Genomic DNA, 24,423 nt, shown 5'->3' with positions numbered 1-24,423 from the left:
GCCAAAAAACCCCGCCATTGCAGGGCAAAACCGGGCGGCAGAGAATGAAAAGAAAAAACCTACGCAATAAGTGCTACAGAAGTGGTTTACATAACCAAACCGATGGCTATAATAGCGCCCCTAAGCCGGTATAGCTCAGATGGTAGAGCAACTGACTTGTAATCAGTAGGTCCCGGGTTCGATTCCTGGTGCCGGCACCATACGCAGTACCAAAGAAGGCTCACCGAAAGGTGGGCCTTTTTTGTTTCTGGCGGTTATCCGAGCCAAATCCGTTCAAACAGCCATCCGCCAAAGTCCCCGTTCCCCCTCGCGCCCGAAGCAGCTCGACCAGCTCGACCTTCCGTTCCACCTGATGGAACCCAACGCGTATCCGCCTACCGTCACCCTACCTGCCACAGAACGATGCACACTGACTCGCTCGTAGACCACTCAAGACGCAAGGCAGCCCCCTGATCAAGACAGCTGCGCCTACAACAAATGCAGCCCCTGTGGGAGCAGGCTTGCCTGCGATAACAATCTCAACCCACCCCACGACTCAGGCCCCACCACAATAAAAAAGCCACCCAAACAGCAGCCTGTTCAGTGAACTGTCAGGCCGTGGCGGTTATCCCCATAAGCGATTGGCATCCAGCAGGTTGCTCGGCCACTTCAAGAGTGGTCGCGACCCCTTCTCTTATATGAACGGTACGGCAACTCCCCTCGTGACAACCGGCGTGACAAACACCAAAGCCACCAGCAACAGCGATGCAGATGATGGTGCCGCAGCCCAAAGAATGGCCTGCACCTGACTGACAGTCAGGCATGCCCCGGTCATCGCATCACTGCCTCCACCCGGCTCAGGATCTCGCGGCGCTGGTCTCGTCAGCCAGTGCAGCCTCCACCCGCCAACCGACAACGGTGCTCAGGAGGCCAGATCATGAGAGGCCCTTGCTCCCGGTCGTAAGGAGCCGCCAGTCCCGCGTAGTGGACATTCCCCACAGGTCGCAGGGGCCTTGATCCCTGATAACACTCAGCATTCTTGGCGGGATGACGTGGGGAGATAAGGGTCATGGGGTGTGAGCTCTCCCCCTCTAGACTGCCATTCATCGCATGGGCTGTAATGCTGCGACCGTAGCTTACTGACGGTCTAGTAAACCGATGCAGCTCGACCTCTGAGATCGTGGAGGGCTGCGGAGCCTCGAACGTGGGGCTCCTACGGATGGAGGAGGTGTGTTGGCCGAAAAAGATTCAGGGCTAGCAGGATGAAAAATTGTTTCAGCCGGGTGCAAAAAAAGCATGCCTGTACTAGCATACGGCGACATTACATAAGCATTTTTGCGGAATGCTTCTATAGAATCAGGCGAGGGTTGAAATGAAACTTCATGATATATTGTCTAGCAGGCTCCCAGACATTGACGACTCTGTCAAAGAGTGTGTCAACATGGGAGAGTGGCTGCTATTCAAGTCAGAAGATTCAACCTCTAGTACAGCATCTTTTTATCTCAAAACCGACTCAAAGATATACAAACTGGACGACAGAGGCAAATTACTATACCAAGTAGAACCATCGTCTGAAAAAATCGAGATAGATGAGATTTTTTATTTTTCCGATATCCATAGACCTATTTCACTTAGCAACACCCGCCTATTCTAATCATCGGATGATAAACAAGGATTTTTAATTAATGAGTTTGATAGGCGGCAACACCAAATGGGTCTTGTTTTTATCCGCAGCAAATGAGCCAGAAACCCGCCACATTACAGATCTTGCTTTTGGTATTCTTTGCTTAGAAAAGGCTGGCGTTAGTATCTCCGACATCGAAATCTATGTTGATGGCTCAGACCGCGCCTCAATCGAAAATTTCCTTAAAAGCGGAACTGCATCTCAGTTAAACCTTAAAGAATCTAAAGATTTCTTCGCAGATCAAACAGTTAATAAGCATGAAAATATCGTGATGTTTGTAACTGGACATGGCGGCCCACTTGGTATAGACGCTGCTCCACCGGTAACCCCTCACGCCCTTCTGAACTGCCTAAAGTCTTCACCTAACTTGAAGCATGCCGTGGTATACCTCGGACAATGCTACGCTGGCGTATTCAATTATATCGGCGCTGGCAGTAAGAAAAAAGATGACGGCGAGGCAGATCCTGAAATTATATTTATCGGCGCCACAAACCTTCATGAAAGCCTTAGTCTTCATACAACAGAGGCTTTTTTATCCGGCCCCGTATCTTGGCATGCCAATATATTTTTACTTTTCTCATTCAAATGGTTGTCGTCACCTGTAGATATAGACGGGGATGGGAAATTCACCATTATGGACTCGTACAAATTTGCCGGAGTCTGCTCTAACGGCGCCAACAAAAACATGAAAACAAACGCATTGATTGGCTCATCAGATCTTCAAGCAAAATTTGTTGCCGCCAAGCAAGCTTTCGATGCAAATCAGAACCCTTCGACTGATTTAGCGCTCCAGGCGGCGCACAAAAATTACTCAATGAGTGCTTCGTTGCTGTACGTCCATCAAGAATGCTGGATTTTGAATGCCATCCCCTCACAGAGAATAGAGGCCATATAGTCCGCCCATATTATTTAGCAGCATGGGGCGCCTAGAACTGAAAGTTGGAGCATCGCGAGAATGGTAAGATAGCCGCTCTCATTCCCAATATAGCCACTACCGGAAACTTACGTCCTAATTAGTAGAACGGCGCGAGGAACTGAGTATCCGGCTCCGGCCATATTTCGATTTTCATCACCCAGCTCGAATTGAAGCTCTAATCCCTGTAACAACTCCCTTGGAAGCATTGATTCCGGATTCTCACTTTGAAGGGATACCAGAATTTTCCTGATCCAAGCTCGACTCTGTTGCCCCCCTGGCGTGCCATTAAATAATTGTGCTAATGGCGTCCCAACATATCCGCTCTCAATCCCTGCTCCAAAATATTTTAGGCAGCATGTTCCTAATACTTCATCATACCCGCCTATCGTCCGGACCTTACGCATCGGTGAGTTCCACTCAAGTGTCCCTGAACGGCCTGGGCTGTTGTTCAGTGGATTCAAGCCATTAGCAACGAAGTAGGCGAACTCAAACCCCACAGTCGACGGATAGAACACCCCAAATGACCCAACTGATGGCAGCAAAGCATCTCTCAAAAGCCCTGCTGGCGGGGTGAATATAGTTGTCGCCGGATTAATGGATGGCCTGTTTGATAGTAAATCCCATTGTTCAAGATTTGCACGAAAACGATATGAGCGATGTAAGGTAGGCGACCAACCACAACCAAATGCAGAGCCAGATACTTTTACTTGATTGAACGTAACTCGTGCGTCCCAAGGCTTTCCCTTTGGATAACTTACGATCATAACGTCGCACAGTTCACATCGAGGCATTGGACGGCCAGCACCTCGACCTTCATCGAAGGTTACCTGGTAGCGGTTCCCATGATATTCTTTAGCAAGTGCTTCACTGCCAAGCGCATTAAACGATTTTATGAAGGCGCGGAATAGCGAAATCTCCCCGCGTGCGCCTTTCGAATTTTTTCGAAACGCGATCTGAAGTTTATCACCAATCATTTAAGACCAAAGCTCCATCTCATTTACTGACATTGATACCCATATTGCCATCATCAAGAATATTGCCGCCAGCGCAAATTGCACTCCTCTGCGATTCCACCTCGGAAATTTCTTCGCTGGATCCTATGGAAGATCTGGGTTCGATTCCACCAAAAGCCATAATTAGCTGATTTATTTATAGTCACAGTATGAGGCACGTCCAAAAATCCACTAAATTCCAGCTCCACGAAAACAGGGATTCAACACCTAAAAACCGTACGTCTGGCGCAGCCCCATACGCACTACCAAAGAAATTTCACCTAAAAGTGGACCTTCTTTGTTTCTACAAAATGCCGCAACCTCACGCATTCCCTGTGGGATGCAGGCTTGCCTGCGATGGCGTCAGTGGAGTGTCAACGAGTGCGCGGTGCCTACATCGCGGGCAAGACCCGCTCCCACATGTTTAGCTGGCAAGAGCAGCCCCACATCGCCTTGTGCAGGCTTCGGTTTCTGAAGTACGGCTATCGGTTGTCGGCGCTTGATACGGGCGACTCAAGCGCCGACAACGCCGTCGGTTACCGGCGGTTCAAGGCTTGGGTTTCAATGCCATCGAGCACCGCATCAACCAGCCCTTTGGCCATTTCTGCGGAGTGCAGGGTGGACCATAGCAGGCCTTTTTTGGGGATGTCGTCGATGTGTTCACAGGCCTGTTGGGCCGTGTCGTAGATGCCCTGGAGCAACAGGGAGACGTGGACCAGCGCGTCTTCGGCATCGATGCCAGAACATACGGTGAACAAGGGTGCATGGCCGGCATCGCAGCAACCAAATGCGGTGGTCGCGGTTTTGCCAAGAAGGGATTGCGGGGGATCGGGAACAATCTTTGTCATAGTGAAACTCCTTCCGTAGTGACGCTGCCCCAACTCGCGACCAAACGAAATTGGGTGGCAGCTGTACGCAGGTTGGTCGACCGGGACGAAAGGCAAACCCGGCAGGGCCAAAGCCCTCCCGCGCACAGCCGCCATAGCACAACGATACGGACGCCGAGACGTCTGCATTCGAAGACAAGGAGCTGTAACTTTCGTTGGCACGGGCGACCAAGCCCGTTCGCTGATTTTCAGCGAGTAAGAAGCCTAACGCCCAAGGTGCAATGAGGCAAGGCGAAGATCGAAGGGTGGCCGCCGTGCGCAGGTTGGTCGACCGGGACAGTAGGCGCCCGGCAGGGCCACCGCCCTCATGCGCACAGCGGCCATAGCCCCGCAATACTCGCGCAAAACCACCCGCCTTCAGTAGCGCCGAGCTGTTTCATTTTGTGGGCAAGACTCAGCCCCAGTCGTCCCACTTCACCGCATGGGTGACGAGGTAGTGTTTGACTGCCGTGCCCACGGTCGGGAAGAAGGCGTCTTCACCCAGTTGCGCAAACAGGCCGAATCGTTTGAGTTTGTCTTTGACCGGGTCTTTCATTTCGGCGATGCGCAACTCGATGCCCGCTTCGTTCAAGGCGCCCATTAGTTCGGCCAGCATGTCGGCCGAGGTGACGTCGACGCTGGTCACCGGTTCTGCCGCCACCACCAGCCAGCGCACGGGCGTTGGCGAGGCGGCTACGGCATCCAGTACGCGGTCCTGGAACTGTTCGGCGTTGGCAAAGAACAACGGGGCGTCCCAGCGAAACAGCACCAGGCCAGGCACCTGCCGCGCCTCGGGGTAACGCTTGATGTCGTGGTAGCCCTGTATGCCCTTGGCACGGCCCAGCACGGCGGAGTACGGGCGCCAGCCGTCCCAGAGGAATTCGATCACGGCAATCACGATGGCCAGGCCAATGCCTTGAATGGCGCCGAACATCACCACCCCGACCGTGCAAGCGATAGACAGCCAGCATTCCCAACGCTGGATGCGGTAGATGCGCCGCAGGTCGGTGATTTCGATCAGGCCGATGGCCGAGGCAATCACCACGGCGGCCAAGGCGCTGGTGGGCAGGTATTTCAACAGGTCGGGGGCAACCACCAGCAGCGCCGCTACGGCGAGCGCGCCGACCACGCCGGTCAGTTGGGTTTTCGCGCCGGCGGCTTCGGCCACGGGTGTGCGCGATGAGCTGCTGCTGATCGGGAAGCCCTGGAAGAACCCAGCGGCCAGGTTGGCGATGCCCAAGCCGACCATTTCCTGGTTCGGGTCGACATAGCTGCGGGTTCGCGCCGCATACACCCGCGACAGTACGCTGGTGTCGGCGAACGAGACCATTGCCACCGCGCAGCCACCGATCAGTACCGGGACGATGTCCTCGCGGGTAATCCACGGGATGGCGAAGGTTGGCAGGCCTTGTGGGAGGGAGCCGAGCACCGCGACGCCTGCGCCTTCGGCCAGGCCCAACAGGCTTACCGCAACGGTTGCGCCGACTACGGCGATGAGGATGCTCGGCACGCGGCCGTTGCCCTTGAACAGTAGGATCACCGCCAATGTCGCGGCGCCGACGGCAAAGCTGGCCCAGTGGATCTGGCCCTCGAACACCCCCATGATCACGGCCCACTGGTTGCTCAGCGGGCCATCAGACTCAATCGAGAAGCCGAATAGCTTGGGTTGCTGGCTGATCAATACGGTCAGCGCAATGCCATTCATGTAGCCGTAGCGAATCGGCTTGGAGAGCAGTTCGGTAATAAAGCCCAAGCGGGCCACTCCGGCCAGGATGCACACGGCGCCGGAGACCACGGCCATCATGCCGGCGAGGGCGACGGCGCGCATCGGGTCGCCGCCGTACAGGGGCAGCACCACCGCCAGTATCACGGCCACCAGCGAGGAGTCGGGGCCGAGTACGAGGATGCGGCTGGGGCCGAACAATGCGTAGGCCAGCAGCGGCACGATGGTGGCGTAGAGGCCATAAATGCCGGGGATGCCCGAGGCTACCGCGTAGGCGATGCCCACCGGCACCAGCATGGCGGTGAGCACCAGCCCGGCCAGGATGTCGTGGCGCAACCAGGCCAGTTGATACTCGCGCAGCGTGCGCAGCCCGGGCATCCAGCGCGCCCAGCCGGCCTGATCGGTCAGTTTGAGGCGACGGTGGATTCGACCGGGTTCCGGGCGAGGGGGCGACGATTCGGAATTGCTCATTAAGACCCCAGCAGCTAAAGACCTGCAATTCCGCGGTTAACGGCTCAGGGAAGTTTAGTTAGCGTGCACGCTGGTGTCTTGATAGCAGCAAAGTCGAGAGTACGCCATGGGTATTGAGCCGCGGCGCCCCCTATACCCGGAAGTGCTCCATCAGGCTTTGCTGCTGGTTGGCCAGGCGGTTCAGTGCCTGGCTGACCTGAGCCGACTCATCGGCCCGCCCGGACAGTGACTCGGTCACGTCACGGATGGTGGCGACGTTGCGGTTGATCTCTTCGGCGACCGAGCTTTGTTCTTCGGCTGCGCTGGCGATCTGCAGGTTCATGTCGCTGATGACCGTGACGGCCTCGCCAATACGCCGCAGTGCGGCAACGGCCTGTTCGACCTGGGCAACGCTGCCCTGCGCCTGTTGGTGGCTGCTGTGCATTGAGGCGACAACGTCTCGGGTACCGGTTTGCAGGCCTTCGATCACCTGACGGATTTCTTCGACCGACTCCTGGGTGCGTCTGGCCAGGTTGCGTACTTCGTCGGCGACCACGGCAAAGCCACGGCCCGCCTCACCGGCTCGGGCGGCTTCGATGGCGGCGTTGAGTGCCAGCAGGTTGGTTTGTTCGGCGATGCCGCGAATCACTTCAAGCACCGAACCGATCTGTTCACTGCTGGCAGACAGGCCTTCAACCTGGCTCATGGCGCGGGTCATGTCGCGGGCCAGGTCATCGATGGCGCGGGTGGTCTGGTTGATCACGCCAAGGCCTTCGCATGTGGCTTGGTCGGCGCCACGTGCGGCGTCTGCCGCCTGGGCGGCGCTGCGGGCAACATCATGGGCCGTGGCGCTCATTTCGTGGGACGCGGTGGCCACCTGGTCGACTTCGCGGTACTGCTGTTGCATACCGGCGCTGGTCTGGCTGGCGATGGCGGCGGACTGGTCGGCGGTGCCGCGTGCGTCCTGCACCGAGCTTTTCACGTCGGCGATGATCGGCCGCAGTTTGTCGAGGAAGCGGTTGAACCAACCGGCCAGTTCGCCCAACTCGTCGCGTTTGTCGTAGGCGAGGCGCTGGGTCAGGTCGCCCTCGCCGCTGGCGATGTCGCGCAGCATGGCCGCAACACCCAGGATCGGCCGGGTGACGCCGCGTGCAGTCAGCCATACCAGTAACAGCCCGGCCACGGCTGCCAGCAGGCCGAACAGCAGCTCCAGCCAGGTGCCTTCGGCGCTGCGGCGGTCGAGGTCCTGCTGCAGCGTTCGCGCCGGGGCCAGCAAGGCGTCCATCGGCACATCAAGCAGGACAGACCACGGCTGCGCATCCGGTATGGGTTGCAGTGGCGCCAGCACCTGCAAGCGACCGGCCTGTTGCAGCTCGTGAGCCTGCCCCTGGCGTTGCAGGGCCAGCAGCTCGCTGCCCTGTTCCGGGTAGGCCTGGCTCAGCATCTGGCCGAGTCGGGTCGCATCCGGGCTATGCCCGGCAAGCAAGCCACCCGCGCTGACGATACTGACCGCGCCCTTGCCCTGGTACAGCCGCTGGCTGCTGGCGTCGACCAGTTGCTGCAGGTTGGCCAGGCTGATGTCCATGCCCAGCACCGCCAGCAGTTTGCCGTTGTCGATCACCGGGAAGGTCAGCGAGGTGATCAGGGTCTTCTGCCCGGAAGCGTCGTCGAAATAGGGGTTGAGCAGGCAGGGTTTAAGGGTCTGCTTGGGGCAGTTGAACCAGGTGTTGAACGGCGTGCCGTCGAGCATGGTGGTGCTGTCGGCGACCAGCGCTTCGCTGACCGTCAAGGTGCTCAGTTCGCCGTTACGCTGCGCCCAGTAGCTGGAGAAACGCCCCTGCTCGTTGCTGCCCAGGGCGCCCTGCCCGCTGAAACGGGCATCGTTGCCATCCAGGGCATTGGGCTCGAATACCAGGTACAGGCTGAGCAACTGCGGGTTCGCCAGCAGGGCCTCTTTCACCTGCTGGTGCAGCGACTCGCGCAGGGCCTCGGGGGCAAGCTGGGCCTTCTGCAGTTGCCGTTGTTGCTGCAACACCTGGCGGCTGAGGTTTACGCCGTCCTGATAGGCCGCGAGGAAAAAGCGCTGGAGGGTCAGTGCCTGCACCCTGCCCTCGCCTTCCATGCGCTCGCGGGCCGAGGCTTCGAGCATCTGCGCGCTGCTGGCCTTGACCAGCTCGGTGCTCGCACTCATGCGGTAGAGCGAGATGCCGATCAGCACCGCGACAATGCTCAACAGGCACAGGCCGGTGAGCAGGGTAATTTTCCACTGGATGGAAAGACGGTTCAGCAGCATCGCACGTGATCCTTACGCCGGGGGCGACTGGCACGCCTGCGCAGGCGTATTTGTTAGAGCCAATACACATTGCGTGCCACCTGCCGAAACGCGTTGAAAACAGCCCGATGACCCGCGTTTACGGGGGTAGCGACCCGCCAGGGCGACGGTACGTGCACGGCCAACTGTTACAGCCTGAGACAACGACTGTCGCATCGGCAAGACGCCGAGACACTGCTCAGGGGGCTGAACGCTGATGCAAAACACCTTGTTTTCCAGGGCCTTACAGCGCTCGGCGAAGGTTGGCATGGCGGTTGCGCACGGGCCTGCACAACAAAAACCATAGGAGCAGCCCCCCGATGATCACGCGAACGTCCACGCCCCTGCGAACGCGCCTTGCCCTGGCACTGGCGGCCAGCGGTGTATTTGCCAGCCTGCCAGCGGCAGCCTACGAGCTGTACAACCAGGGCGGCAGCGTCCTGAACGCCGACCTGGAAGCCGTGTTCGGCATCATGCACAGCGAGGAAAGCTATGCCACGGCAGGCAACCGCAGTGCGGGCAGTTCAGCCTGGCGCGAGGGCTACATCAAGTACGGCCTGAGTGGCAGCCAGACGCTGGCTGACGCAGGCAGCCTGTACGGCAAGTTCAATCTGGTGAGCTCGGGCACCTGGGGCGACGGTGATGCCGCTGGCTTCACCCTCGGCAGCGAACGTCGCACGGCGGTAGAAGACGCTTATCTGGGCTGGCGCTCCGGGGCGCTGCTGCCGCTGTTTGGTGAGGACGGGGTGGACATTTCCGCCGGCCGCCAACTGGTCAAGCTGGGCGATGGCTTCCTGCTCAATGGCGATTCGGTGAACCTCGGTGATGCCGACCTTGGTGCCGACTTCGACCGCGGTGGCGCCTACTACCTGGCCGGGCGCAAGGCCTTCGACCAGACAGCGGTTGTGCACCTGGGCGGCGCGCAAGGCTGGCGCAGTGATCTGGTATGGCTGAAATCAGACAACCGTGCCCAGGCCGAAACCGAACTGGCGGCGGCCACCCTGGAGCATGTGGGCGCCGCCGGTACGTTGGGGCTGACCTGGATTCACGGGTTGGACGTCAACGAGCGTTTCGCCACCGCCGCCCAGCTTGAACGCAAGGACATGGACACCGTCAGCGTGCGCGGCAGCGGCGGGCTGGGGGTTGAAAACCTTAACCTGGCGTTTGAATACGCCACCCAGGACCGAGACAGCGGGCGCGAGAACGCCTGGTACCTGGAAGGGGCCTGGACCTTTGCCGATGTGCCGTGGAAACCTACGGCCACCTACCGCTACAGCCGCTTCTCCGAGGCGTTCGACCCACTGTTCTACGGTTTCAGCCGCGGCTACGGCACCTGGTATCAAGGGGAAGTGGCCGCCAACTATGCCGGGCCGTTCAACAGCAATACCGCCGTGCATCATGTCGGCCTGAAAGCGACGCCACGGGACAATCTGGCGGTGGGCGCGCTGTTCTTCGACTTCGATACCCTCGACCGCGATCTTGGCAACCTCAGCGGCCAGGAGCTGGACCTGTACCTGGAGTGGACGGTCAACGAGCACCTGATCATCAGCCCGCTGGTGGGCCTGTACAAACCTGAGCACAGTGCCAGCGAAGGCGGCTTGCAGTTAGGCAGCAACGACACCAACACCTACCTGCAACTGACCGTGGCGACGTTCTTCTAGCGTCCAGGTGGGTGGCCGTGGCCGGGTTCACCTGGGCCACGGGCTGACGTACCATGCGGGGTTCTTCAAACCCACACGGATGTGCAATGAAACGCTTCCTATGCCTTGGCGCAGTCCTCGCGGGGCTGCTTACCTTCGCCCTGCAACAACGCGCCAGCGCGGCGGGGTTTGACTGCCGCAAGGCGGTCACCCTGCAGGAGCAGGCCATCTGCACGACGCCGTCGCTGTCGGCCAAGGACGAGCAGTTGAATGCCCTGTTCCGCCCGCTGAAAAAGCATCAGGTTTTCCGGAGTCTGGGGGCCAGCTGGCTGTACGAGGTGCGCAACGCGTGCCAGACGATCGCTTGCCTGGAAACTGCCTACGACCAGCAGATCAAGCGGCTGACCCCAGCGCCGCCGCTGCCCAAGGTCGATGTTCATGCGCTGTCACCGCTGCCCGAAGGGCAGGTGTATATGCAAATAGACGATGAGCCGTGGGAGCGCTACGTGCTGGCCGAGCTACCGCAGGCGCCTGCGCATGTCTTCAAGCACATTGTCGACGCCGCCGTGGTCGACGGTGTGCTGCATGTCATTCTCTACGTCAGCAACAGCAATGACCGTGACAACATGTACCTCAGCGAACGCTTCAACCACCAGACCTACGGCACCCTCTACGAGTACACCGATACCCGCCCGGGCTGGCATACGATTGCTGACCACGTTGCCTTCCAGGGCTGGGAAAAGACCGGCTTCTACGACCAGGGCGAGCGCTACGCCGGGGTGGTCGACGGGGTGTTCTATTATCGCCAGCGCGAAGGCAAAGGCCTGCAACAGGCCATGGCCTATACCTTGGGGTCTGGTGCGGCACCGCAGCCGACTGCGCAGACGTTTCAGGTGCCGTCCAGCACCGCGCAGTTCGCCAAGGCCCGCATCCTCGACGACATCAACAGCAACAACAGCACCCTGACCCTGTCGTATGACGAGCGTGTTGGCGGCCACAAGACCGAGCGCGTGATGGCCACCGACGCCACCGACTGGAGCCTGGTGAACCCGGCCTGGAGCGAGAACCGTGCCGTGCTGTACTTCGACAACAGCGGTGCAATGGCGTGTGTCTGGCGGGTGGATCTGGTCAACAAGGTGTTGTCAAAAATCGTCCCTGAGCATGAAGCGGTCTCGGCACGGCCTGTCGAGCTGCTTGGCCAGGAGGCGCTGGTCTACCTTGAGGAAAACCGTTTGGGCTTTGCCATCGCCCCGGTCCAGTAAGTGGGTAAACCGGCTTGCCTGCGTCAAGGCCCATGACCGCTGGCCGCTTGCAAGCCCATACCCCATAAAAGTGTTTTACCGAAATCGCAGGTTTTCTCCCGAAGCGCTTTCCCTATCCTAGGCAAGACGTACTCATCAGCGGAAGATCCATGAAACCGTCGCTCTACAGCCGTTATGCCTGCCTGGCAGGCTGTCTGCTTTTCACTGTCGCAAGCCTGCCGTTCCTCTCTGCCCACGCGGGCCTCTGGCCCCTGACGCTGATCACCGCCCTGCTCAGCCTGGTCGGCCTCAATGACCTGCGCCAGAGCCATCACGCGGTGCGACGCAATTACCCGATCCTGGGCAATATCCGTTACCTGATCGAAACCATTCGCCCGGAAATTCGCCAGTACCTGCTTGAAGGCGACGACGACAAGCTGCCGTTCTCCCGAGCCCAGCGCTCGCTGGTATACGCACGGGCCAAGAACGAGAGTGCCGAGAAGGCCTTCGGCACGCTGAACGATGTGTACAAGCCGGGTTTCGAGTTCATCAGCCACTCGATGCTGCCGGTGGAAACCCCCAACCCTTCGTCGTTCCGCGTGGCCATTGGCGGGCCGCAGTGCCGCCAACCGTACTCGGCCTCGATCTTCAATATTTCCGCGATGAGCTTTGGTGCCTTGAGTGCCAATGCCATCGGCGCGTTGAACAAGGGCGCCAGGCTCGGCCGCTTTGCCCATGACACCGGCGAGGGCAGTATCAGCCCCTATCACCGTGAACACGGTGGTGACCTGATCTGGGAAATCGGCAGCGGCTACTTCGGTTGCCGCACCGCCGATGGCCACTTCGACCCTCAGCGCTTCGCCGAACAGGCCGGCTCGGCTCAGGTGAAGATGATCGAGGTCAAGCTCAGCCAAGGTGCGAAGCCGGGCCATGGCGGCATTCTGCCAGGGCACAAGGTCAGTGCCGAAATCGCCGAAACGCGCGGCGTGAACGAGGGCGAAGACTGCGTGTCCCCCGCCGCTCACACCGCGTTCCGCAGCCCGGTGGAGTTGCTGCAGTTCATTGGCCAACTGCGCGAACTGTCCGGCGGTAAACCGGTGGGCTTCAAGTTCTGCCTGGGCCATCCCTGGGAGTTCATGGGTATCGCCAAGGCGATGCTGGCCACCGGCATTCTCCCGGACTTCATTGTCGTCGACGGCAAGGAAGGCGGCACCGGCGCCGCACCACGGGAGTTCAGCGACAACATTGGCGTACCGATGCGTGAAGGGCTGATGTTCGTGCACAACACGCTGGTGGGCCTGAACCTGCGCGACAAGATTCGCATCGGTGCGGCCGGCAAGATTGTCAGTGCCTTCGACATTGCCAGTGTGTTGGCCATTGGTGCCGACTGGGTCAACTCGGCGCGCGGTTTCATGTTCGCCATCGGCTGCATTCAGTCGCAAAGCTGCCACACCAACAAGTGCCCGACCGGGGTTGCCACCCAAGACCCGCTACGCCAGCGGGCGTTGGTGGTACCGGAAAAAGCCGAGCGGGTGTACAGCTTCCACCGCAACACGCTGCACGCACTGGCCGAAATGCTCGCTGCCGCAGGCCTGGAGCACCCTGAAGAGCTCAAGCCCAAGCATCTGGCGCGACGCATCAGCCCCAGCGAGGTACGCCTGTTTTCGCAGTTGCACGTATTCCTCAAGCCTGGCGAATTGCTCAGCGGCTCGATTGAAAGCGATTTTTATGCGCGGATGTGGCGGATGGCTCGCAGTGACAGCTTCGCCGCAGACACCGGCGAGGTGGTGGAGATCCGGGCGGCCAGGAACCGTAGAGAAACAACCCCGGCCTAGGCCGGGGTTGTGGGAGACGCCAATCAGAAGACGCTGATCGGGTACTCGACGAATACGCGGACTTCGTTGCCGTCGTCGTTGTATTTGATAGTGTTCAGGTTGTTCGAGGTGCGCAGGAACGAGCTGCGCAGCTTGACCGACAGGTCCTTGGCAGGGCCGGCCTGTACGACGTACTTGAACTGGTTGAAGATTTCGCGCTCGGTGCCTTCACCCAGGCCGTGGGTGTTGATGTTGTCACCACGCACGTAGGCCACTTTGTAGGTCAGGCCCGGTACGCCAAAGGCACCGAAGTCCAGACCGTAGCCCAACTGCCAGGAGCGCTCGTCTTCGGCGTTGAAGTCGGACCAGTAGGAGTTGGCCAGGTAGATGGTCGAACCACCGTCACCCACGCCGTGGTCGTTCTGGTAACCGCCATAGTTGTAGCCGGTGTCACCAGTGCTGCGCTGGTGCGCCAAGGTGATCGAGTGAGGGCCGAAGGCGTAGGTTGCCGCCAGGCTCCAGATGGTGTTGTCACGACCGTTCAGGCCTTCCCTTTCGACGTACTGGCGGTCCATCTTCGACTTGTAGCCGTTGAAGTCCAGGGTCAGGGAGCGCTCGGCGGCGATCGGCATCACGTAATTGATACCCAGGTACTGCTTCTTCATGACGTCTTCGACGTCAGAGCCGTACAGGGAAGCCGACAGGTTGTTGGTGAACTTGTAGCTACCACCGAAGACGTTGATCGACTTCAGGCCGCTGTCACGCTGTTCGGCGCTCTTGCGTGCTTCCTGAGTGAAACGACCCGCGTTCAGCTCCAGGCCTTCGATCTCCTTGGAGGTGACCAGGGTACCGGTGAAGCTTTCTGGCAGCAGGCGCGAATCGTCGTACTGCAGCACGGGCAGTGTCGGCATCTGGTCGCCGTACTTCAGTACGGTGTTGGAGACGCGGAACTTGACCGCTGCACCACCACGAGCGATGTCGTGCTGGGCGTTTTCACTGTCGCCACGCTTGAAGAAGTCGATACCGGCGCCTTCGTTGTGGCCAGTGCCGCCGTCTAGGCGCACAGCGTACAGGCCGAAAGCATCAACGCCGACCCCTACGGTGCCTTGGGTGAAGCCGGAGGAGAAGTTGGTAATAACGCCTTGGCCCCATTGGATCTGGTCATTCTTGCCATGCTTTTTGTCGCGATTCATGTAGGCGTTACGCAGCAGCACATTCATGCTGCTGTCTTCTACGAAACCGTTGGCATTGGCCTGGTCATTGGCCATGGCCTGAGTCGCGGACAACAAACCCAAAGCGATCAGGCTGATCCTGGTTTTCAACATATTATTTTCCTTATTACAAAAACGAAGACGCGCTGCGACCGGCACCGGGAACCACGCCCCTGCGTGGGTTGACGCTCGCGGGTCTGAAAACAAAAAAGCCCTCTGCGCAAATGCACAGCGGGCCATTTATTCTGGGTACAGGGTGAATGGGCCTACAGGCGAGGGCCGAATGCTAGTGCCAGCCGTTCGGTGTGTCAAAAATTCGTGAACAGCACGGATCAACGGTCGATCGTGCAGGCTAGAGAATGGCAGGGCGCGCAGTACTGCGGGGGTGACACGAAGGGCAGGACAGGAGAAAAGCATCGTCGGCAAGACGGACCTTGCCGACGATGGTTCAGTTAGTGGTGCCAGACCCCGAGCAGCGCATCGAGCTCTGCTTCACTGATCAAACCCACCGGGTACCGCTCAACCAACAACCGACGTCGCGGATCGGTCTTCCTGACTCGATTATTTGCATTGTTCTTCAACCACTGTGCCAGCGCCTTGATCGATTCGTTATTAACGATGGACAGGCTTGAAACTGGCTCACTGACTACATTCATATCGACACGTACTCCCCAGGGTCGTGAGCCGCTAACCTACGTTAACTTTGTGACAGAACTACGTGCTCTATCTGCTTGAAATACAATGCAAAACAAATACAAGAGCTGTGCCAGTTCGGGCTCCAGTCGTCGAATGAGGCGCAAAAAAAAAGCCCGTCATGCGACGGGCTTTTTACTTAAATGGTTCAGCGTTTGACGGGTGCCGGCTGCTGTTGGGTCAGGCAATGGATGTTGCCACCACCGAGCAACAGCTCGCGCCCAGGGACCATGACCACTTCACGATCCGCGAACAACGCCTGCAAAATCGCTCTAGCCTCGGCATCTGCCGGGTCATCGAAGCTTGGCGCGATGATCGCGCCATTGACGATCAGGAAGTTGACATAAGAACCCGCGAGGCGAACCGACGGGTTGCGCTCCTGGCTACCCGCGACCGGATCGACACCCGCGCACTCTTCCTCGGTTGCGTAGAGCGGCCCGGGAATCGGCATTTTATGCACCACAAAGGTGCGACCTTTGGCATCGCGCTGACGCTCCAGCACCTCAAGCGCGGCACGGCAACGTGCAAAGTTGGGGTCGTTGGAATCATCGGTCCAGGCCAGTAACACTTCACCAGGGCGCACGTAACAGCAAAAGTTGTCCACATGCCCATCGGTTTCGTCGTTATACAGGCCATCGGGCAGCCAGACGATGGTCTCCACCGCCAGGTGATCACGCAGGATCGCCTCAATCTGCTCACGGTTCAGGTGTGGGTTGCGGTTGTGATTGAGCAGGCATTCTTCCGTGGTGATCAGGGTGCCTTCACCGTCGACGTGAATCGAACCACCTTCCAGCACGAAGCCCTCGGTCTGGTAGCGCGGGCAACGCTCGATCTGCAGGATCTTGCCAGCCACTTGTTCATCACGGTTCCACGGTGCGTACAGGCCACCCTCGAAACCACCCCAGGCGTTGAAACCCCAGTCGACGCCACGGACGTCTCCCGCGTCATTGATCACGAAGGTCGGGCCGGTGTCGCGCACCCAGGCATCGTCATTGCTGATTTCCACCACGCGGATGTTCGGGGTGTCCAGCAGGCGGGCACAGGCATGTTCGTACTGGGCGGCCGACACGGCGACGGTCACCGGCTCGAAACGGGCAATGGCCTTGGCGACGGCGACATGCGCCGCCTGCGCCGGCTTGCCGCCCAGGCGCCAGTTGTCCGGGCGCTCCGGCCACACCATCCAGACCTGCGATTGTGGCGCCCATTCGGCAGGCATGTGAAAGCCATCGGCGCGTGGGGTAGTGGTCAGGGTTGTCATAGTTGAACCTTTGCAAGATCTGCCGCAGGCCGGGCCTGCGGCGCGGTAAATAAGTGGTCAGGATTCCAGCGAACCGTCGAGGGTCTTCAGCGTACCGTACAGGTTCGGTCGACGGTCACGGAAGGTGCCCCAGGCGCTGCGCACATGCTCCAGCGTGTCCAGGTCGAAAGTATGCACCAGCACGCCCTCTTCGGTTTCATTCAGTTCTTCAACCTTTTCACCAAACGCGTTGGCGATGAACGACGAGCCATAGAAGGTGATGTCGTAGCCGTCCTGCTCTTCCTTGCCGATACGGTTGCTGGCGACCAGCGGCATCAGGTTGGCACCGGCATGGCCTTGCTGCACGCGCTGCCAGTGATCACGCGAGGTGATGCTGGCGTCATGCGGTTCGCTACCAATGGCGGTGGGGTAGAACAGAATTTCCGCACCTTGCAGGGCCATGCTGCGTGCGCACTCCGGGAACCACTGGTCCCAGCAGATGCCGACACCGATCTTGGCGTAGCGGGTGTTCCAGACCTTGAAGCCGGTATCGCCCGGGTTGAAGTAGTACTTTTCGTGGTACCCCGGGCCATCCGGGATGTGGCTCTTGCGGTAGATGCCCAGGTTGCGGCCGTCGGCATCGATGATCGCGATGCTATTGAAACGCGCCCGCCCGGCCAGCTCGTAGAAGCTGATCGGCAGTACCACTTGCAGTTCCTTGGCCAGCTTCTGGAAATGGAGGATGGCGGCATTGGTTTCAACCGTCGTCGCCAGTTGCAGGTAGTCGGCGTTGGGCTTCTGGCAGAAGTACGGGGTCTCGAACAGTTCCTGGATCAGGATGATCTGCGCACCTTTGGCGGCGGCTTCGCGTACCAGTTTCTCAGCAGTGGCGATGTTGGCGTCGCGGTCCCAGGAGCAGGCCATCTGGGTGGCGGCGACGGTAACGATGCGGCTCATGAAAACGTCCTCGAAGGGTTGCTGGGCAAGTAATGAGGACTTTATAGCCGATAAAAATCGGCTTTGGAAGGCGTAAAACCAAAATAAACGGATGACTTATGCCTTTTAAACCGATAACAATCGATTTAAATCAGTGTTGTCCCTGTTGGTCATATCGCAGGCAAGCCTGCTCCCGCAGGACACTGCATTCTCTGCGGGAGGCTTGCCTGCGATGGGCTGCGGAGCAGCCCAATGGGGGTTTAAAGGTCTTCCGACAACACCTTCGCCACACTATCGACGAAGAAGTCCACACTTTCGCGGGTGGTGCACATCGGTGGTTTGATCTTGAGGATGTTCAGGTAGTCACCGGTTGGCTGCATGAAGATCCCCAGTTCGCGCAAGCGCTCGCACAGTGCAGCGGTTTCCTCGGTGGCCGGCTCCAGCGTGCTGCGGTCGCGCACCAGTTCCAGGCCCAGGTAGAAACCGGAGCCGTGCACGGCGCCCACAAGCGGATGTTTATCGACCAATGCCTGCAGCCGCGCCTTGAAGTGCCCACCGACGGTCCGTGCGTTGTCCCACAGGCCTTCTTCGCCCATGACATCGAGCACGGCCATGCCGATTCGGCAACTGACCGGGCTGCCGCCCGCAGACGAGAAGAAGTAGCCCTCGGCTTCCAGCGCTTCAGCGATTTCCCGACGGGTGATGACCGCACCCAACGGGTGGCCGTTACCCATGCCTTTGGCCATGGTGATGATGTCCGGCACCACGCCTTGTTGCTCAAAGCCCCAGAAATACTCGCCAAGACGGCCATAGCCAACCTGAACCTCGTCGGCGATACAGGCGCCGCCCAAGGCCCGGACCTTGCCGTAGACCTGTTGCAGGTAACCCGGGGGCAAGGCGATACCACCCGCATTGCCGTACACCGGCTCACAGATGAAGCCCGCCACCTGACGCTTCTGCGCGGTCAGGCGCTCAAGGGTGGCATCGATATCGCGGACATAATCGGCGGTGCTCGCTTCCCCACGGTAGGCACCACGGTAGGTGTTCGGCGCCATCACCGGGTGCACCCAGTCTGGGCGGGTCGTCAGGGCTTGCGGGTTGTCGGCAATGGAGGTGGAAATCGCATCGGTGGCGACCGACCAGCCGTGGTAGGCCTCCAGTACGCTGAGCATGTCGCGGCCACCGCTGTAGGCCCAGGCCAGGCGGATCGCAAGGTCGTTGGCTTCGGTGCCGCTGTTGACCAGGAACACCCGGTCCATGCCCTCCGGCGCCAACGCCAGCAAGCGCTCGGAGAACTCGGCAATGGCCGCGTAGTGAAAGCGCGAGTTGGTGTTGAGCAACGACCACTGCCGCGCTGACTCGGCAACCATTCGCGGATGACCATGACCCAGCACCGCAACGTTGTTGAGCATGTCCAGGTAGGAGCGACCCTGCATGTCGATCAGGTAGTTGCGCCAGCCACGCTCGATCTGTGGCGGTTGCTGGTAGTAGTGTTTCTGCGAACGGGCGAAACTGGCGTCACGACGCTCAAGCAGGGCCTGGGCATCGGCCAGCGGTTCCGCCTCGCAGGCAAACCCCAGCAACGGTTGCGGCGAGGGGCACAGCGCCAGCCAGGCCTGGGCACGTGACGGCGTGGCGAACAGCGGCGGGCACAGCCCCGGTACGCGGCACAGCTGCAGCGTCAGGCCGACGCAGCTTTGCCCCAGCGCATCCCACTGCTTGAGCGCCTGGCCATCAGCCGGGGCATCGACCACGCCCCACAACCACAGGCTGACCTGCTCGCCCTGCAGACAGCCACCGCCCGCCACCGACGCGTGCCAGACACCGGCAAACGGCGCCTGCAAGGCAGTGCCTGACGGCACCTGAAGCTCGACATGCAAGGCGCAGGTTTCCGGCTCCTGCGGGTTATCGATATGGGTACGCGACAACCGGTATTGGCCATGCAGCGAGCAGGCCAGTCCGTTCTGCGCGCGCAGCAGCTGCTGGTCGATACCCGGCTGCTGCCAGTTACCGGCCTGGAAGTGTTCGCTGAGTACCCCAAGGTCGACGCGGGTGACCGGTTTGCCGTCAAGGCTGGGCATCAACAGCGTGGTGTTGACCAACCCCAGCGGTGCCAGGTCGTGGCCTGCAGCCTGCAGGATCGCCGTTTCCATCAAGGCGAACGGCACACTGGTGGCGACCTCGAAGATTTCCCACTCGTGGGCCAGGTTGTCACGGCTGTAGGCATTGCCCGGATCGACGCTGAGCTGCTGCTCACCGCTCAAGACCAGTACGGCAGCACGGGCCACGATCATCGGCCACAGGGCCTTGAGCTCGGCTTCAGTCAGCGGGTTGACCACCTGATACGCCTGAATGGCCGGCAGTATCCGCAGGGGGTCGCCTTCGGCATGGTGCAGCAACGCCGCGCAGGTCACCGAGAGGTCGGCAATCCGCCAGGTGTGCAGCAAGTCGCCAAAATCGATCACCCCCTGCAACGTCCAGTGGCGCTGGGCATCGCGCTGCCACACGGTGTTATCGTCGGTGATGTCCAGATGAACGGCTTGCTGCGGCAGATGTTCAAGCAACGGCGCCAGGTACTGCCAGGCTTCGGCGGCCGCCGCTTGCACGCGCGCTTTGCGCGGCCCTTCGACCAGTACCGGGAGCAAATGCTCGATCAGTGCCGGGGCATGTCGAGGGTCCCATTGCAGGGTGCGCGCAAGGCCCGGGTGGCTGAAGTCGGCCAAGGCATGGTCGATGCGCGCACAGAACTCGCCCAGCTCAGCCATCAACCGTGGCTCCAGGCGCTTGAGGCGGGTCAGTGACTGACCTTCGATGTATTCCAGCAGGCGGGCACGCAGTGGCTGGTCATTCAGGGTCAGGGCCAGCAGTTGCTCGCCGTTGCGTGCCGGCACTACGCCAGGCACCGGCAGCCAGCGTTCGCGCAGGTAACCCAGGGCGGCGTGCTGTGCCTGCAACTCGACCGGTGAGTAATCACCGTGGCAAATCTTCAATACGTAACGGCCTTGCGGGGTGTCGACGCGAAAATTCAGGTCCTGCTGACTGCCCAGCGACTGCACTGTGCCTGTCAGCCCATAGTGCTCCTGCAGCAACTGCAGAGCCTGTGATTCGCTGACGTCCGGGCGTGGAAGGCTGGATCGGTGGATAAGGGTAGTAAGCGGCATGCGGCAAGCCTCGTTTTTTTTGTTGCTTATATCGCCACCGCTTCTGCCGATAAGCAAGGGAGGTGGAAAAAAAGGCGGTGCCGGATATCGTTTCCTCTAACGTCGACAATCGCCATACTCTGCTTGCCTCTAGCGCCCAGATACCCGCTAGACAACCCCCGACCAATACCCGATTAGCCAGGAAAGCCCATTCGACATGCGTATTCTTGTTACCGGCGGTGCCGGATTTATCGGTTCGGCCCTGATTCGCCATCTGATCGAGACCACCGCATACGAAGTGCTCAACCTCGACAAGCTCACCTATGCCGGCAATCTGGAATCACTGAGCAGCATCGCAACCAATACTCGCTACGAGTTCGTTCAAGCCGACATCGCTGACCGCGCCACGGTTGATGCCGTGCTGGCGCGTTTTGCCCCGCACGCAATCATGCACCTGGCCGCCGAGTCGCATGTGGACCGCTCCATTGACGGCCCCGCCGCATTCATCGAAACCAACATTGTCGGTACCTACAACCTGCTGGAAGCCGCTCGCGGTTATTGGGCCAAACTGCCCGCCGCCGAACGTGAGGCCTTCCGTTTCCATCACATCTCCACCGACGAGGTGTATGGCGACCTGCATGGCGTGGATGACCTGTTCACTGAAACCACACCGTACGCCCCCAGTTCGCCCTACTCGGCCAGCAAGGCGGCCTCGGACCACCTGGTACGCGCCTGGCATCGCACCTACGGCTTGCCGGTACTGCTCAGCAACTGCTCGAACAACTACGGGCCGTTCCAGTTCCCGGAAAAGCTTATCCCGCTGACGATCCTCAACGCCCTGGCCGGCAAGCCGCTGCCGGTCTATGGCAATGGCCTGCAGGTGCGTGACTGGCTGTTCGTCGAGGACCATGCCCGTGCCCTGTTGCGGGTACTGTGCGACGGTCAGGTCGGTGAGACCTACAACATCGGCGGGCACAATGAGCAGAAGAACATCGACGTGGTGCGCAGCATCTGCGCCCTGCTTGAAGAGCTGGCGCCAAACCATCCGACGGGCGTGAACCACTACGCCGACCTGATCAGCTTCGTCCAGGACCGTCCCGGGCATGACCAGCGCTACGCCATCGACGCCAGCAAGATCCAGCGTGAACTGGGCTGGACCCCGGCAGAAACCTTCCAGAGCGGGCTGCGCAAGACGGTGCAGTGGTACCTGGACAACCCGGAGTGGTGCCAACATATCCAGGATGGCAGCTATCAAGGCCAACGCCTGGGCAATAGTGATTTCAAGGACTTGATTGCATGACTAAAGGTATCGTTCTGGCGGGCGGCTCCGGCACTCGTCTGCACCCCATTACCCTGGGGCTTTCCAAGCAGCTGCTGCCGATCTACGACAAACCGATGATCTATTACCCGATCTCGGTACTGATGCTGGCCGGCATCCGCGAAATCCTGATCATTTCCACGCCACAGGACTTGCCGCAGTACCGTCAGTTGCTCGGTGACGGCAGCCAGTTCGGCGTCCAGTTCAGCTACGCCGAGCAGCCTTCGCCGGACGGCCTGGCCCAGGCGTTCCTGATTGGCGAGTCGTTCATTGGCAACGACTCGGTGTGCCTGATCCTCGGCGACAATATTTTCCACGGCCAGCGTTTCACCGAACAACTGCAACGTGCCGCCAGCCACAGTAGCGGCGCAACGGTATTTGGCTATTGGGTCAAAGACCCTGAGCGCTTCGGTGTGATCGAGTACAACGAAGAAGGCCGGGCCCTGTCGATCGAGGAAAAACCTGCGCACCCCAAGTCCAACTATGCAGTGACCGGCCTGTACTTTTACGACAATGACGTGATCGAGATCGCCAAGGGCATTACCCCTTCGGCACGCGGCGAGCTGGAAATCACTGACGTCAACAACGCGTACCTCAAGCGTGGCGACTTGCGCGTAGAGCGTTTCGGCCGTGGCTTTGCCTGGCTCGATACCGGCACCCATGACAGCCTGCTGGATGCCTCGCAATACGTGCAGACCATTGAACACCGCCAAGGCTTGAAAGTGGCCTGTCTGGAAGAGATCGCCTTCCAGCAAGGCTGGATTGATGAGGAACACCTGCTCGAACGTGCCAAGGCTTTTGGCAAGACTGGCTACGGCCAGTACCTCTACAGTTTGACCCGAGAGAACCGATGGAAGTAATCGCTACTGAGCTGCCCGACGTGCTGATCCTCGAACCAAAGGTGTTCGGTGATGCCCGTGGTTTTTTCTACGAGAGCTTCAATGCCCGCACCTTCGAGGCACTGACGGGGGTTACCACGACCTTCGTTCAGGACAACCATTCCCGCTCGCAGCGCGGCGTACTGCGCGGCCTGCATTACCAACTGGAAAACCCCCAGGGCAAACTGGTGCGGGTGGTTCAGGGCGAAATACTCGACGTGTGCGTAGATGTCCGCCGCAGCTCGCCGACCTTCGGCCGCTGGGTATCAGTACATTTGTCGGCCGAGAACCAGCGCCAATTGTGGATACCGCAAGGCTTCGCCCACGGTTTCGTAGTGCTGAGCGACAGCGCCGAGTTCCTCTACAAGACCACCGACTACTACAACCCGGCCGCCGAACGTTGCATTCGCTGGGACGACCCCGAGCTGGCCATCGACTGGCAACTGCAACAGGCCCCGCTGTTGTCGGCCAAGGACCAGGTCGGTAAAACACTGAAAGAGGCGCAAGTGTTCCCATGACAGAGGCACCGCTGAACATTCTGATCAGTGGCCAGCACGGGCAGGTCGCTCGCGAACTGCAACTGCAGTTGGCCCCACTCGGCACCCTGCACGTGCTGGGGCGCGATGCACTCGATCTGGCCCACCCGGCGCAGATCCGTCAGCAGGTACGCGCACTGGCGCCAGACCTGATCATCAACGCAGCCGCCCACACCGCAGTCGATCAGGCGGAAGCCGAGCCCGACCTGGCCTTTGCGATCAACGCCCAGGCCCCCGGGGTGTTCGCCGAAGAAGCCGCCCGCCTGGGCATCCCGTTGATTCACTACTCCACCGACTATGTCTTCGATGGTCACAAGGCCACGCCCTACACGGAAGACGACACGCCCAACCCGCTGAGCGTCTACGGACGCAGCAAGCTGGCTGGGGAAGAGGCGATCCGCGTCACCGCCTGCCAGCACTTGATCCTGCGCACCAGTTGGGTGTTCTCCCGGCACGGGCGCAACTTCCTGCTGACCATGCAGCGTTTGCTGCAGGAAAAGCCCGAATTGCGCGTGGTGGCCGACCAGATTGGCGCGCCGACCTGGGCCGGCACCATCGCCCGCAGCACCCGCGCCCTGATCGAGCGCTGGCAGGCCGGTCAGGCAGGCGACTGGGGTACCTATCACCTGACGGCGCAAGGCGAAACGTCCTGGTTCGGCTTTGCCCAGGCCATTGCCGAACACCTTCAGGCCCAGGGCAAATCCTGCGCCCGACTGCTGCCGATCCCTTCCAGCGAGTACCCGACTCCGGCACAGCGCCCACTCAACTCGCGCCTGGACTGCAGCCGCCTGCAACAGCAATGGCACGTCAGCCAGCCAGACTGGCGGCAGGCACTGATCGACTGCCTGAAGTAGCGCA

The 24,423-nt window shown here is 59.9% G+C and carries 17 protein-coding genes and 1 tRNA gene; 9 read left to right on the top strand and 9 right to left on the bottom strand.

Annotated features, from left to right (window positions below; translation table 11 throughout):
- Positions 1–124 precede the first annotated feature (124 nt).
- Positions 125–200: transfer RNA gene (locus IE038_RS01780), tRNA-Thr, on the top strand.
- 1,464 nt (positions 201–1,664) lie between these two features.
- Entirely contained in the window at positions 1,665–2,558 is an 894-nt protein-coding gene (locus tag IE038_RS01775) for a hypothetical protein (RefSeq protein ID WP_189395017.1), read from the top strand.
- Between the two features lie 107 nt (positions 2,559–2,665).
- On the opposite strand, the gene IE038_RS01770 is transcribed toward IE038_RS01775, so the two are convergent.
- The 4 genes from IE038_RS01770 to IE038_RS25470 all read right to left on the bottom strand — a co-directional run bounded on the left by IE038_RS01770 (position 2,666) and on the right by IE038_RS25470 (position 8,903).
- A complete protein-coding gene (locus tag IE038_RS01770; RefSeq protein WP_189395016.1) occupies positions 2,666–3,553 on the bottom strand; it encodes a hypothetical protein in 888 nt (295 codons plus the stop codon).
- A 554-nt stretch (positions 3,554–4,107) separates the two neighbouring features.
- Positions 4,108–4,419 carry a DUF3077 domain-containing protein gene (locus IE038_RS01765; protein ID WP_102053672.1) on the bottom strand — a complete coding sequence of 104 codons (312 nt, stop codon included), beginning with the start codon at positions 4,417–4,419 and terminating at the stop codon, positions 4,108–4,110.
- Between the two features lie 433 nt (positions 4,420–4,852).
- Complete coding sequence (locus tag IE038_RS01760) at positions 4,853–6,631, bottom strand: SulP family inorganic anion transporter (protein WP_189395015.1); 1,779 nt, start codon at positions 6,629–6,631, stop codon at positions 4,853–4,855.
- Positions 6,632–6,761: 130 nt separating this feature from the next.
- The gene (locus IE038_RS25470) at positions 6,762–8,903 is read right to left on the bottom strand and encodes a methyl-accepting chemotaxis protein (RefSeq protein ID WP_189395014.1); all 2,142 of its coding nucleotides are present in this window, start codon (positions 8,901–8,903) and stop codon (positions 6,762–6,764) included.
- Between the two features lie 338 nt (positions 8,904–9,241).
- On the opposite strand from IE038_RS25470, the gene IE038_RS01750 reads away from it, so the two are divergent.
- From IE038_RS01750 to IE038_RS01740, 3 genes are all read left to right on the top strand, one after another.
- Positions 9,242–10,582, top strand: coding sequence for an alginate export family protein (locus IE038_RS01750; RefSeq protein ID WP_229775577.1), 1,341 nt, complete (start codon positions 9,242–9,244; stop codon positions 10,580–10,582).
- 86 nt (positions 10,583–10,668) lie between these two features.
- Positions 10,669–11,823 (top strand): lysozyme inhibitor LprI family protein, encoded by a 1,155-nt coding sequence (locus IE038_RS01745; RefSeq protein ID WP_163938059.1) that lies wholly within the window; start codon positions 10,669–10,671, stop codon positions 11,821–11,823.
- 149 nt (positions 11,824–11,972) lie between these two features.
- On the top strand, positions 11,973–13,637 hold the full coding sequence (locus IE038_RS01740) for an FMN-binding glutamate synthase family protein (RefSeq protein WP_189395013.1): 1,665 nt from the start codon (positions 11,973–11,975) through the stop codon (positions 13,635–13,637).
- 23 nt (positions 13,638–13,660) lie between these two features.
- Here IE038_RS01740 and IE038_RS01735 read toward each other — a convergent pair whose 3' ends face one another.
- From IE038_RS01735 to IE038_RS01715, 5 genes are all read right to left on the bottom strand, one after another.
- Positions 13,661–14,941: an OprD family porin gene (locus IE038_RS01735; protein ID WP_189395012.1), complete on the bottom strand. Its 1,281-nt coding sequence runs from the start codon at positions 14,939–14,941 to the stop codon at positions 13,661–13,663.
- A gap of 338 nt (positions 14,942–15,279) precedes the next feature.
- Entirely contained in the window at positions 15,280–15,483 is a 204-nt protein-coding gene (locus IE038_RS01730; RefSeq protein ID WP_163932180.1) for a hypothetical protein, read from the bottom strand.
- Positions 15,484–15,668: 185 nt separating this feature from the next.
- Positions 15,669–16,778, bottom strand: a complete 1,110-nt coding sequence (gene aguA / locus IE038_RS01725; protein WP_189395011.1) for an agmatine deiminase — start codon at positions 16,776–16,778, stop codon at positions 15,669–15,671.
- Between the two features lie 57 nt (positions 16,779–16,835).
- A complete protein-coding gene (aguB, locus tag IE038_RS01720; protein WP_163932177.1) occupies positions 16,836–17,714 on the bottom strand; it encodes an N-carbamoylputrescine amidase in 879 nt (292 codons plus the stop codon).
- A 239-nt stretch (positions 17,715–17,953) separates the two neighbouring features.
- Positions 17,954–20,854: an aminotransferase gene (locus IE038_RS01715; RefSeq protein ID WP_167523949.1), complete on the bottom strand. Its 2,901-nt coding sequence runs from the start codon at positions 20,852–20,854 to the stop codon at positions 17,954–17,956.
- A 196-nt stretch (positions 20,855–21,050) separates the two neighbouring features.
- Here IE038_RS01715 and rfbB point away from each other — a divergent pair, with 196 nt between their 5' ends.
- Genes rfbB through rfbD form a run of 4 tightly spaced genes read left to right on the top strand, consistent with a single transcriptional unit; the run spans position 21,051 to position 24,419 of the window.
- On the top strand, positions 21,051–22,133 hold the full coding sequence (gene rfbB, locus IE038_RS01710) for a dTDP-glucose 4,6-dehydratase (RefSeq protein ID WP_189395010.1): 1,083 nt from the start codon (positions 21,051–21,053) through the stop codon (positions 22,131–22,133).
- The gene (gene rfbA, locus IE038_RS01705; protein ID WP_163932174.1) at positions 22,130–23,011 is read left to right on the top strand and encodes a glucose-1-phosphate thymidylyltransferase RfbA; all 882 of its coding nucleotides are present in this window, start codon (positions 22,130–22,132) and stop codon (positions 23,009–23,011) included. Before rfbB ends, rfbA begins: the two co-directional genes overlap by 4 nt.
- The gene (gene rfbC, locus IE038_RS01700) at positions 23,002–23,547 is read left to right on the top strand and encodes a dTDP-4-dehydrorhamnose 3,5-epimerase (RefSeq protein ID WP_163932172.1); all 546 of its coding nucleotides are present in this window, start codon (positions 23,002–23,004) and stop codon (positions 23,545–23,547) included. The genes rfbA and rfbC overlap by 10 nt, the downstream gene beginning before the upstream one ends.
- Positions 23,544–24,419, top strand: a complete 876-nt coding sequence (gene rfbD, locus IE038_RS01695) for a dTDP-4-dehydrorhamnose reductase (RefSeq protein WP_163932169.1) — start codon at positions 23,544–23,546, stop codon at positions 24,417–24,419. Before rfbC ends, rfbD begins: the two co-directional genes overlap by 4 nt.
- Positions 24,420–24,423: the final 4 nt, after the last annotated feature.

The organism is Pseudomonas laurentiana, from assembly GCF_014648275.1.
GTDB lineage: Bacteria > Pseudomonadota > Gammaproteobacteria > Pseudomonadales > Pseudomonadaceae > Aquipseudomonas > Aquipseudomonas laurentiana.
The sequence above is the reverse complement of the archived record's forward strand: the minus strand, read 5'-3'. Positions and strand labels throughout refer to the sequence as shown.

What these genes read in the sequence shown, in the direction of transcription:
- aguA (WP_189395011.1), bottom strand. Translation starts at nt 16,778, where the DNA reads ATGACAACCCTGACCACTACCCCACGCGCCGATGGCTTTCACATGCCT.
- IE038_RS01735 (WP_189395012.1), bottom strand. Translation starts at nt 14,941, where the DNA reads ATGTTGAAAACCAGGATCAGCCTGATCGCTTTGGGTTTGTTGTCCGCG.
- aguB (WP_163932177.1), bottom strand. Translation starts at nt 17,714, where the DNA reads ATGAGCCGCATCGTTACCGTCGCCGCCACCCAGATGGCCTGCTCCTGG.
- rfbA (WP_163932174.1), top strand. Translation starts at nt 22,130, where the DNA reads ATGACTAAAGGTATCGTTCTGGCGGGCGGCTCCGGCACTCGTCTGCAC.
- IE038_RS01715 (WP_167523949.1), bottom strand. Translation starts at nt 20,854, where the DNA reads ATGCCGCTTACTACCCTTATCCACCGATCCAGCCTTCCACGCCCGGAC.
- IE038_RS01770 (WP_189395016.1), bottom strand. Translation starts at nt 3,553, where the DNA reads ATGATTGGTGATAAACTTCAGATCGCGTTTCGAAAAAATTCGAAAGGC.
- IE038_RS01775 (WP_189395017.1), top strand. Translation starts at nt 1,665, where the DNA reads ATGAGTTTGATAGGCGGCAACACCAAATGGGTCTTGTTTTTATCCGCA.
- rfbB (WP_189395010.1), top strand. Translation starts at nt 21,051, where the DNA reads ATGCGTATTCTTGTTACCGGCGGTGCCGGATTTATCGGTTCGGCCCTG.
- IE038_RS01765 (WP_102053672.1), bottom strand. Translation starts at nt 4,419, where the DNA reads ATGACAAAGATTGTTCCCGATCCCCCGCAATCCCTTCTTGGCAAAACC.
- IE038_RS01750 (WP_229775577.1), top strand. Translation starts at nt 9,242, where the DNA reads ATGATCACGCGAACGTCCACGCCCCTGCGAACGCGCCTTGCCCTGGCA.
- IE038_RS01730 (WP_163932180.1), bottom strand. Translation starts at nt 15,483, where the DNA reads ATGAATGTAGTCAGTGAGCCAGTTTCAAGCCTGTCCATCGTTAATAAC.
- IE038_RS01760 (WP_189395015.1), bottom strand. Translation starts at nt 6,631, where the DNA reads ATGAGCAATTCCGAATCGTCGCCCCCTCGCCCGGAACCCGGTCGAATC.
- rfbD (WP_163932169.1), top strand. Translation starts at nt 23,544, where the DNA reads ATGACAGAGGCACCGCTGAACATTCTGATCAGTGGCCAGCACGGGCAG.
- IE038_RS01740 (WP_189395013.1), top strand. Translation starts at nt 11,973, where the DNA reads ATGAAACCGTCGCTCTACAGCCGTTATGCCTGCCTGGCAGGCTGTCTG.
- IE038_RS25470 (WP_189395014.1), bottom strand. Translation starts at nt 8,903, where the DNA reads ATGCTGCTGAACCGTCTTTCCATCCAGTGGAAAATTACCCTGCTCACC.
- IE038_RS01745 (WP_163938059.1), top strand. Translation starts at nt 10,669, where the DNA reads ATGAAACGCTTCCTATGCCTTGGCGCAGTCCTCGCGGGGCTGCTTACC.
- rfbC (WP_163932172.1), top strand. Translation starts at nt 23,002, where the DNA reads ATGGAAGTAATCGCTACTGAGCTGCCCGACGTGCTGATCCTCGAACCA.